3 protein-coding genes are annotated in these 3,031 nt (G+C 73.6%); all 3 read left to right on the forward strand.

Annotated features, from left to right (window positions below):
- Window positions 1-3 precede the first annotated feature (3 nt).
- Window positions 4-1,269, forward strand: a complete 1,266-nt coding sequence (gene hisD, locus ACY45C_RS19490; RefSeq protein ID WP_462189011.1) for a histidinol dehydrogenase — start codon at window positions 4-6, stop codon at window positions 1,267-1,269.
- Window positions 1,266-2,477, forward strand: coding sequence for a histidinol-phosphate transaminase (locus tag ACY45C_RS19495; protein ID WP_462189009.1), 1,212 nt, complete (start codon window positions 1,266-1,268; stop codon window positions 2,475-2,477). Before hisD ends, ACY45C_RS19495 begins: the two co-directional genes overlap by 4 nt.
- Window positions 2,478-2,559: 82 nt before the next feature.
- A partial coding sequence (locus ACY45C_RS19500) for an imidazoleglycerol-phosphate dehydratase (RefSeq protein ID WP_462189010.1) occupies window positions 2,560-3,031 on the forward strand: 472 nt, incomplete at its 3' end.

Here is a 3,031-nt window from a genome sequence, read left to right on the forward strand (position 1 = left end):
GCGGTGCCTGCCGCAGCCGAGATCCGGCGGCTACTGCCGCGGGCCGCGGTCGACGTCGACGTCGCTGTCGATGCGGTCCGGCCGGTTTGTGCGGACGTGCGGGACCGTGGCGACGCGGCCGTCCTCGCCGCCGCGGAGCGGTTCGACGGCGTCCGCCCGCCGAGCCTGCGGGTGCCCGCCCAGGTTCTCGCCGCCGCCGCGGATGCCCTGGATCCGGCCGTGTACGACGCGCTGACCGAGGCGATCCGCCGGACCCGGCTGGTGCACCGTGCGCAGCTGCGGGAGCCGGTGGCGATCGAGGTCGCGCCCGGTACCACGGTGACGCAGCGATGGGTGCCGGTGGAGCGGGTCGGCCTGTACGTGCCGGGCGGGCGGGTCGCTTACCCCAGCAGCGTCGTGATGAACGTCGTGCCCGCTCAGGAGGCCGGGGTCGGCTCGCTCGCGGTCTTCTCCCCGCCGCAGAAGGACAACGGCGGGCTGCCGCACCCGGTGGTCCTCGCCGCCTGCGCGCTGCTCGGTGTCGAGGAGGTCTACGCGGCCGGCGGAGCCCAGGCCGTGGCGATGGCCGCCTACGGGACCGCGAGCTGCCCGCCGGTCGATGTGATCACCGGGCCCGGCAACGTTTACGTCACGGCGGCCAAGCGCCTGCTGCGCGGGGTTGTCGGGGTGGACGCCGAGGCGGGCCCGACCGAGGTCGCGATCCTCGCCGACGCCACCGCGGATCCGGCCTTCGTCGCCGCCGACCTCATCGCCCAGGCCGAGCACGACCCGATGGCCGCCTGCCTGCTGATCACCCCGTCGGTGGAGCTCGCCGACGGGGTCGACGTCGAGCTCGGCAAGCAGGTGCCCGCCACCCGCCACCGGGAGCGGGTGGCGGAGTCGCTCGCCGGCCAGGGGGCGGTCGCGCTCGTCGCGGACGTTGACGCGGGTCTCGCGGTGGCGGACGGCTGGGCCGCCGAGCACCTGGAGATCCACACCACGGGCGCCGCCGCGGTCGCGGCCCGGGTGCGCCACGCCGGAGCGGTCTTCGTTGGCGACTACGCTCCCGCCCCGCTCGGCGACTACCTCGCCGGGTCCAACCACGTCCTGCCCACCGGCGGCACCGCCCGGCATTCCGGCGGTCTGGCGGTCACCACCTTCCAACGTCAGGTCCAGATGGTCGAGTGCACGCGGGAGGGGCTCGCCGCCGTCGCCCCGCGTATCGCCGCGCTCGGCGGGGCAGAGGACCTCACAGCTCACGTCGACGCGGTGGAGGTTCGACTCCGATGACATTCAAAGCGGCCGGGAGCGGTGCCGAGGACGGGAGCGGTGCCGAGGACCGGCCGTGGCGCCCGTGGGACGCCGACGGCCTGCCGCTGCGCGACAGCCTGCGCGGGCTCTCGCCCTACGGCGCTCCGCAGCTCGACGTGCCGGTGCGGCTCAACACCAACGAGAACCCGCACCCGCCGTCGGCCGGGCTGGTCGACGCCCTCGGCAAGGCCGCGGCCCTCGTCGCCACCGAGGCGAACCGCTATCCCGACCGGGACGCCGAGGCGCTGCGTGCCGACCTCGCCTACTACCTGACACCCGATGCCGGCTTCGGCGTGCACACCAGCCAGGTCTGGGCCGCCAACGGCTCCAACGAGATCCTCCAGCAGCTCCTCCAGGCGTTCGGCGGGCCCGGTCGGGTGGCGCTCGGGTTCGAGCCGTCCTACTCGATGCACCGCCTCATCGCGCTGGCCACCGCCACCGAGTGGGTGGCCGGGGAGCGGGCGGAGGACTTCACGCTCTCCCCGGCCGCGGTCACCGACGCGATCGCCCGGCACCGACCTGCCCTGGTCTTCCTCTGCTCGCCGAACAATCCGACGGGCACGGCCCTGCCGCCCGAGGTCGTCGTCGCCGCCTGTGAGGCGGTGGAGGCCACCGGCAGCGGTATGGTCATCGTCGACGAGGCCTACGCCGAGTTCCGGCGGGCCGGCGTGCCCAGCACGCTGACGCTGCTGCCCCGTCATCCGCGGCTCGTCGTCACCCGGACGATGAGCAAGGCGTTCGCGCTGGCCGGTGCCCGGGTGGGCTATCTCGCCGCGCACCCCGCCGTGGTGGGCGCGCTGCACCTGGTGCGGCTGCCTTACCATCTGTCGAGCTTCACCCAGGCCGTCGCGCGCACGGCGCTCGCGCACGCCGACGAGCTGCTCGGCACGGTGGAGGCGGTCAAGGCCCAGCGCGACCGCATCGTCCGGGAGCTGCCGGCGCTCGGTCTGCGGCTGGCTCCGAGCGATGCCAACTTCGTGTTCTTCGGCCGGTTCGCTGATCAGCGGGCGGTGTGGCAGAGCCTGTTGGACGCGGGGGTGCTGGTCCGCGACGTCGGTCTGACCGGCTGGCTGCGGGTCACCGCCGGGCTGCCGAACGAGGTGGACGCGTTTCTCGGGGCGCTGGGCAGAACCCTCACCGGCAGCGTCATCGGCGCGGACGGTGTCATCAGCCTCGCTACCGCCTGAGCCCCTGGCACGGCCCGAGCGCCCTGGCACGGCCTGAGCCCCTGGCACGGCTTGAGACCTACAGAGACCGAGGAAGCCCCCGATGGCACGCACCGCGCGAATCGAACGCAAGACGTTGGAGTCGGACGTCCTGGTCGAGCTCGACCTCGATGGGACGGGAATCTCCTCGTCGGACACCGGCGTCCCGTTCTTCGACCACATGCTGTCCCAGCTCGGCAAGCACGGCGGGTTCGACCTCACCGTGCGTACCCGGGGGGATCTGCACATCGACGCCCACCACACCGTCGAGGACACCTCGATCGCCTTCGGGTCCGCCCTGCGCGAGGCGCTCGGCGACAAGGCGGGTATCCGCCGGTTCGGGGATGCCACCGTCCCGCTGGACGAGGCGCTCGCCCAGGCCGCCGTCGACCTGTCCGGCCGGCCGTACTGCGTGCACGCCGAACCGGATCTCGTCGGGGTGATCGGAACTTACGACACGACGCTGACCCGGCACATCTTCGAGTCGATCACCGCGTCCGCCCGGATCGCGCTGCACGTGCGGGTGCTGTCCGGCC

The sequence above is a fragment of the Frankia sp. CcWB2 genome, from assembly GCF_977927585.1.

Bases quoted from the DNA above. Each gene is read 5' to 3' on its own strand.
- ACY45C_RS19495 (WP_462189009.1), top strand. From the start codon at position 1,266: ATGACATTCAAAGCGGCCGGGAGCGGTGCCGAGGACGGGAGCGGTGCC.